The organism is Sphingopyxis flava (assembly GCF_900168005.1).
Classification (GTDB): Bacteria; Pseudomonadota; Alphaproteobacteria; order Sphingomonadales; family Sphingomonadaceae; genus Sphingopyxis; species Sphingopyxis flava.
Map to the genome: position 1 here is coordinate 1 of NZ_FUYP01000060.1, position 6,925 is coordinate 6,925.

Sequence of the window (6,925 nt, forward strand, 5' to 3'; positions counted from 1 at the left end):
TGGAGCGTCAGGACTTTCTTTCTGATGACCTAGCGATAGACCCAATCCGACAGGGTGATTTCGAGATCGAGCATCCGGCCATCGAACGTCTTGCGCGTGATCTTGGCCTCTTCGATCAGGCCGAAAATCCGCGTTTCTTCGACACCGCCCGTTTGAATATTGGTCCGCACCGTGGTCCCGCGCAGGCGGGTGAGGGGTCCGGTGAGAGAATGTTCGAAAACGTACGCTAAGGGATCAGAGCGATTGCAGGGTGTGGAGCAGTTGGTATGAGGCCCGTTTGATTGCGCCATCGTAGCGGCCGAACGCGAACGCTGTCGCTTTCGCCTGTCTTTGGATCATGTCGGGATGCCGTTCGAAGGCTCGATCTACTGCAGCAAGCACATCGTCAGCACCTGATGCGACCTCTCCCAGATGCCAACCAGCGTACCTTGGATCGTCCTGCCAGTTAGCGCCATGCGCATTCACGAAAGCGACGGGCCGCGGCTTAGCGAGGAATTCGTAAAGCTGGCTCGACATGTCGCCCAGATAGATGTCGGCGGCCCGCGCATAGCTCATGTCGAACAGCTTGGGAGAATCCAGATCGACCGCGATGTGCTCTGGCACGGCAAGTTCCAGCCACCGCGCTCGCGCGATCGGATCGAGGTTTTCGAACGCGCGGACATGAGGGGCGAAGACCAAGTTGTACCGCTCCTGTTGGCGGAAACGGGCGATGACATCGCGAGCGATCCCGATCGAGGACAGCGCAGGATCAAAATGAGGGTTGTAGAAGACGGTCGGGCGATCGTTGTCGAACAATCGCGGTCCGGTGGGCAAGGCCTGCAAATAGTCGATCTTTATATAGCCCACGGCCGAAAGCCGCTTACGGCTGAGGCCTTGCGCGACGGCACGCTCGATGTCTTTCTGTCCGGGAACGAAGATGGCATCGAAGGCTCTCTGCTTGGCTTCGGAGGATGGTGCACGGTCGCCAGCGCCGTGGCGGAAATGTACCAGCGGACGCTTCCATCCGAGCCATCGCAACGCCGCAGAGGTGCGCTCGGGAACGATGATGGCCTGGGTCTTGCGGGCCTGCCATCGGATCCGCGCCAGCAGGGGCCCCTTCGCCGCCGAGCGGCTGCCCGTTATGCGCGCTGCAATCCTGCCCGCCCAAGGCCAGGCGATCTGCGTCACGGTCATCGTGCTGGCTCTCATCGCCGCAGCCACTGCGCGCAAGGCGGCGGCGGTGCGGTCGTCGGCGCAGATGCAGCGGACCGTGATATCCGGATGGCTCAGGCTAAGTTCTGCGGCGACCGGCGCGAGATGCAGGACCTGATGCTCCCCTCCGATGAATACGAACGTGAGATTGTTCAAATTCGTCATGCCTTGATCGATGGGCGCGCTTTTCGAGCGAGAAGCTTCTGTCCGTCCGTCCTGATCTCTCCGTTCGGCGTAACATGCCGGTAGAGCGTCTGACGCGTGATGCCCAGCTCGGCGCACAGCTCGGCGACCTTGGTTTCGGGTTTGCCCATAGCCGCCTGGGCAAGCCGCAGTTTGGCGGGCGTCATCTTGAACGGGCGACCGCCATGTCGGCCGCGCGCACGTGCCGATTCCAGACCGGCGCGGGTGCGCTCGACGATCAACTCGCGCTCAAACTCGGCGAGGCCGGCAAAAATCGCAAAGATCAACCGACCGTTGGCGGTGGTGGTGTCGATCGACGCGCCTTCGCCGGCCAGCACCTTGAGGCCGATGCCACGCTTGGTCAGGTCGCCGACTGTGTTAACGAGGTGGCGCAGGTCGCGACCGAGGCGGTCGAGCTTCCATATGACCAGCGTGTCATCACGGCGCAGTGCCTTCAGGCAGGCATCCAGCCCCGGCCGCTTGTCGAGCCGGCCCGACGCGGCATCCTCATAGATATGCTCGGGATCGACGCCGGCCGCGACCAGCGCGTCGTGCTGAAGGTCGTGAACCTGGCTGCCATCCGCCTTGGACACTCGCGCGTAACCGAGCTGCGTTGTCACATATACGTCCGTCTGCGTGACGGAGCGGCATTGCCCGTCGATCAATCTGCATAATGTCACATAACCCGTCTCCTCGTCTATGCTCCATGAACAGGGCCACATCCCTGTTGCGTGACAAACAGGAAGCCGATGCCGTCCAGAACAATATTATCGCCTGCGCAGCGCGCTGTGATCTTCGATCCGCCTTCTGACAGCGCGACGATCGAGCGGCTCTTCACTCTCGGCCCCGATGACCTCGCGCAGGTAGCGCGTCGTCGGCGCAGAGCGAACCGGCTCGGCTATGCCGTGCAGCTCTGCTACCTGCGTCATCCGGGGCGTGCGCTGCTGCCGAGTGAAGCAGTGCCCGCCCTCATGCTGTCGCTGCTCGCCGACCAGATCGGTTGCCGGATCGACGACTTCGCCGACTATTCTGCCCGTGCGACGACGCTGCGCGAGCATCGCGCCGAGATCGAAGCGTATCTTGGTCTGCGCGCCTTTGACCGGATCGACGTACGATCGACGCTGGCACTGGGATCAGAGATCGCCACCTCGACCGATCGGGGCGAGGCGATCGTCGCCGGCATGGTCAATCGCCTGCGGCTCGACCGGATTGTTCTGCCTGCGGCATCGACGCTGGAACGGCTCGCCCTCATCGTGCGGGCCCATGCACGCAAGGCCGCCCATGCCGGACTGATCCGCGATTGCTCGGCCGATCAGGAAGCGGCACTCGAACGCCTGATCGCATCCGATGACAATGGTCGCACCCGTCTGGGATGGCTACGCGAATGGCCGGAAGCGCCATCGGCGTCGAACCTGAAGGGGATCGTCGAACGGCTCGACGCGGTGCGCGGCATCGGGATCGCAACCGATCGGGCACGACGTATCCATGCCGCCCGCTATGCCGTCATCGCCCGGACCGCCGGCATCGTCACTGCGCAACACCTCCGGCGTCTCGAACGCCCGCGCCGACTCGCGATGCTGGTCGCCTCCATGATCGAGATGGAGGCGGCGCTGACCGATGCCGCCTTGGTCATGGTCGAGAAGATGGTGGGGGCGCTGTTCCGCCGCGCCGACCGTACCCGGTCCGACCGGCTGCTCGGGCAGGCACGGATGCTGAAAGACACGGCGCGCTTTCATGTCCGGCTCGGCCGCTTGCTGGTCGATGCACGCGCGAGCGGACGCGACGCCTTTCGCACGATCGATGACCGGGTGGGCTGGGATCAGCTCGAACGCAGCATCCGCTTCGCCGAGGATCTGACGCGTGCGGCCGATGACGGTCTGGAGGAAGTGGTCGAACGCTACCCTGCCGTGCGGCGGTTCGCCCCGACCTTCCTCGCCGCCTTCACCTTCCGGACCGCGAGATCGGGCGATCCGCTGCTCGGCGCGATCGAGGCGCTGCGAACGATGTACCGCGACGGCCGATCGGTCCTGCCGAAGCGTGTGCCGACCAGCTTCATCAAGCCACGCTGGCACAAGGTCGTGCAGCCGGCCGAAGGGACAATCGACCGCCGCGCCTATGAGATCGCGGTGATCGTCCACCTGCGCGAACGGCTCGGATCAGGCAGCATCTGGGTAGATGGCAGCCGCGCCTATCGCACGCTGGACGATTACCTGCTGCCGGTGCCCGCCTTTGAGACGATGCGCACCGATAGCGATCTGCGCCTCGCCGTGCCGTCCCGTTTTTCTCAATGGTATGAGGAACGGCGCGCGATGCTGACCCAGCGCATGACCGAGGTGGAGCGCGCAGCCGCGGCCGGCGAACTGGTCGACGTAACGATCGAGCGCGGGCAGTTGTTGATCTCGCCGATCCGGCGATCTCCGTCCGACGATGCCGAGGCGCTGAAGGCCCGGCTCTACGCGATGCTGCCGCGTGTCCGCATTACGGACCTGCTGGTTGAGGTCGCCGCGTGGTCGGGCTTTGCCGACCGTTTCGTTCATGCCCGCAGTGGCGAGCCGGCCTCTGACCAGTCCGCGCTGATGGGGTCGATCCTCGCCGATGCGACCAATCTCGGCCTCGGGCGCATGGCGGAAAGCTCGCGTGGGCTGACATTGTCACGCCTGCGCTGGACTGCGGAATGGCATGTGCGCGATGAAACGTACCTGTCGGCGCTGGCGGCGATCGTAGACTGCCACACCGCGCATCCGCTCGCCCAGGTCTGGGGACCGGGCGACACATCGTCCTCGGACGGGCAGTTCTTCCGCGCCGGCGGTCAGGGCGAGGCGCGCGCCGATCGCAACGCCCGCTACGGCAGCGAACCCGGCGTGCTGTTCTACACCCACGTCACCGACCGCTTCACGCCGTTCCATACCAAGGTCATAGCCGCCAATGCTGGCGAGGCCGCGCATGTCCTCGACGGCCTGCTCGATCATGAGAGTGAACTGGTGATCCGCGAACATGCGACCGATACCGCCGGGGCGGTCGATCATGTCTTCGGCTTGTGCCATCTGCTCGGCTTCCGCTTCGCACCGCGTATTCGCGACCTCAACGAACGCCGCCTGTATAGCCTGTCGTCGCTCGATCCTTGGCCGACGCTGCGCCAACTTGTCGCGGGCCCGGTCAACGTTCGCGCGATCGAAGAGGATTGGGACGAGACGCTGCGGCTCGCCGCCTCGATCCGCGCCGGCACCGTCAGTGCCTCGGTCATGCTGCGCAAGCTGGCGGGTTTCCCGCGTCAAAACCCCGTCGCCCGCGCGCTGCGTGAGATCGGGCGGATTGAGCGCACACTGTTCATGCTCGACTGGTTCGACGATCCCGAACAGCGGCGTCGCACCGGCAGCATCCTCAACAAGGGTGAGGCCCGCAACGCGCTCGCCCGCGCCATCTTCTTCAACCGCCTCGGCGAACTGCGCGACCGCACCTTCGAGAACCAGCGCCATCGTGCCTCTGGCCTGACCCTGCTCACCGCGGCCGTCACGCTCTGGAACACCGTCTATCTCGACCGCGCCGTCCGGCATTTGCGCGCCAGCGGTGTCGAGGTGCTGGACGAACTGCTTGCCCATGTCGCGCCATTGGGCTGGGAGCATATCGGCCTCACTGGCGACTATCTGTGGAGCGAGATGGACAAGCCCCGCGAGCGGTTCAGGCCGCTCCGCCTCCATCGGAACGGTCGGGATGCTTAGCGTACGTTTTCGAACATTCTCTCACCGGCCCCCTATTGAGGCCCGCCTGGGTGCGCCGGCGCAGGTCAATGTCGCGCAGCCAGTCGAGCATGAAGATCGAGCGTTCGAGGCGGCCAAGCTCGCGCAACGCGAGGGCCAGTCCATTTTGTCGGGGATAGGCGGACAGCCGGCGGAGCATCGCCGAAGCGGTGACGGTGCCGGTGCGGATCGATGTGGCGAACCGCAGCAGTTCGTCCCAATGCGCGGCGACATGACCCAATGCGATCGGCTCGGCCGTCATGCCAGTGAGCAGCTGGCCAGATTCCTGGCCAGGCAGGAGGTGCAAGCGACGCTCCCTGATATCGCGGAGGCGCGGCGCGAAGCGGTAGCCGAAGAAAGGCATGAGGCCGAACACATGGTCCGATGCCCCGCCTGTATCGGTGTAGTGCTCCTCAATCGTCAGGCCGGTCTGATGATACAGCAAGCCATCCAGCACATAAGGCGCTTCGCCGGCAGTCGCCGCGATCACCCTGCTCGCGAAGGGATCATATCGATCCGAGACATGGGTGTAGAAGGCGACGCCCGGTTCGTTGCCGCTGCGTGCGTTGATGTCGCCGATCGCGGCCCCACGACCGCCAGCGTGAAATTGCTGTCCGTCGCTCGACGAAGTGGTGCCGTCTCCCCACAGCGCGGCGAGTGGCATGGCGCGATGGGCGTCGATCAGCCTTCCCAGCGCTTCGCCATAAGCGGCCTCGCTAGAGCGTTTTCCAAGCAGATGGAATCATCTGCTGAATCGGAAAACGCGACAAAACAAAAACTTAGAGCAGTCGAGCCGATGCAATCGGATCGGAATCTGCTCTAATATGCCAGTCGTGAAGATGGGCGAGCTGACGCAGACTTGCGCCCCGGCAGGTTTCCGCCATCCGCGTGAGGCCGAGATTGATGCCGTCGGCGAGGATGACGGTAAGCAGGGCATTGCGATCGTCGGCTTCCCTACCCGAACGCCGGTGGATGAAGCATTCGCTGAACCCGGTCCAGGCATCGACCTCAAGCAGAAGATCGGTGATCTTCACGCGCGGCAGTCGATCATAGGCGGCGCGACGGGCAATCTCGGTGGCGGGCGGCGTTGCCGCCTTCAGCGGCGAGATGATGAGGCCGTTTTCGTCAAGCCTCACCTGGGGCAGCTCGCCCTGACGCGCGAGGATCGTCACCTGTTCGATCGCCGTGTCGAGCCTGGTGCGCCTTTCCTCGATATGGCGCTCGAAATCCGTTTCGATGGCTAGCGGCAAAGGCCCCTTCTCGTGAAGCGCCGCAAAGGTCGCCGGCGGGATGAGATAGCTGTCGAAATCGCGAAACTGCCGGCTTCCCGCGACCCAAATGTCTCCCGCTCGCAGCCGTTCACGTAGCTGCGACAGGGCGCATAGTTCATAGGCGGCACGATCGACGATGCCATCGCGCAGGACGAACGGCCGCCATGCGGACGGCACAAAGCGCAGCGGCACGCGATCAGGCAAGCGCCTTTTGCCGGTCTGGTAGAGCTCCGCGATGATGGCCAGCGCTGACAGGAGCCCCTGCACCGCACCGGCGCCGCGAAATTCAAAGGTGTTGAGAAAGGCACCGGCAAAGAGCTTCACAGTGCGATGCCGCTCGATCAATTCGGCCGTGCGATCGACGGTTTCCGGTCGCCCGAGCACTTCGGCCTGCTCGACGGCCACGGCGAAGCGCTGCCAGTCCAGCGCCTCGATCTGCGCCAGAAAATCCACGCCCTTGGTGCGCGCGTCGATGAGGAGCCGGCAAGATCCCGTGAGCGTCCGGAGATGGCCTTGCAGCTCGCGCACCGTCTTTAGGGCTTT

Annotated in this window: 4 protein-coding genes and 1 pseudogene; 1 reads left to right on the forward strand and 4 read right to left on the reverse strand. The window is 64.3% G+C overall.

The features are described 5' to 3' along the window. Positions 1–29: 29 nt before the first annotated feature. Genes B5X69_RS22135 through B5X69_RS19905 form a run of 3 tightly spaced genes read right to left on the reverse strand, consistent with a single transcriptional unit; the run spans position 30 to position 1,994 of the window. Positions 30–290 carry a replication initiator protein A gene (locus tag B5X69_RS22135; protein WP_245798818.1) on the reverse strand — a complete coding sequence of 87 codons (261 nt, stop codon included), beginning with the start codon at positions 288–290 and terminating at the stop codon, positions 30–32. Then, entirely contained in the window at positions 235–1,356 is a 1,122-nt protein-coding gene (locus B5X69_RS19900) for a hypothetical protein (protein WP_020817427.1), read from the reverse strand. Before B5X69_RS19900 ends, B5X69_RS22135 begins: the two co-directional genes overlap by 56 nt. Next, positions 1,353–1,994 carry a recombinase family protein gene (locus tag B5X69_RS19905; protein WP_066046204.1) on the reverse strand — a complete coding sequence of 214 codons (642 nt, stop codon included), beginning with the start codon at positions 1,992–1,994 and terminating at the stop codon, positions 1,353–1,355. The genes B5X69_RS19900 and B5X69_RS19905 overlap by 4 nt, the downstream gene beginning before the upstream one ends. A gap of 129 nt (positions 1,995–2,123) precedes the next feature. Here B5X69_RS19905 and B5X69_RS19910 point away from each other — a divergent pair, with 129 nt between their 5' ends. Further along, positions 2,124–5,093, forward strand: a complete 2,970-nt coding sequence (locus tag B5X69_RS19910; RefSeq protein ID WP_060978499.1) for a Tn3 family transposase — start codon at positions 2,124–2,126, stop codon at positions 5,091–5,093. Between the two features lie 19 nt (positions 5,094–5,112). Here the strand turns inward: B5X69_RS19910 and B5X69_RS22140 are convergent. Next, positions 5,113–6,925, reverse strand: a pseudogene (locus B5X69_RS22140) (Tn3 family transposase); the annotation flags it as partial.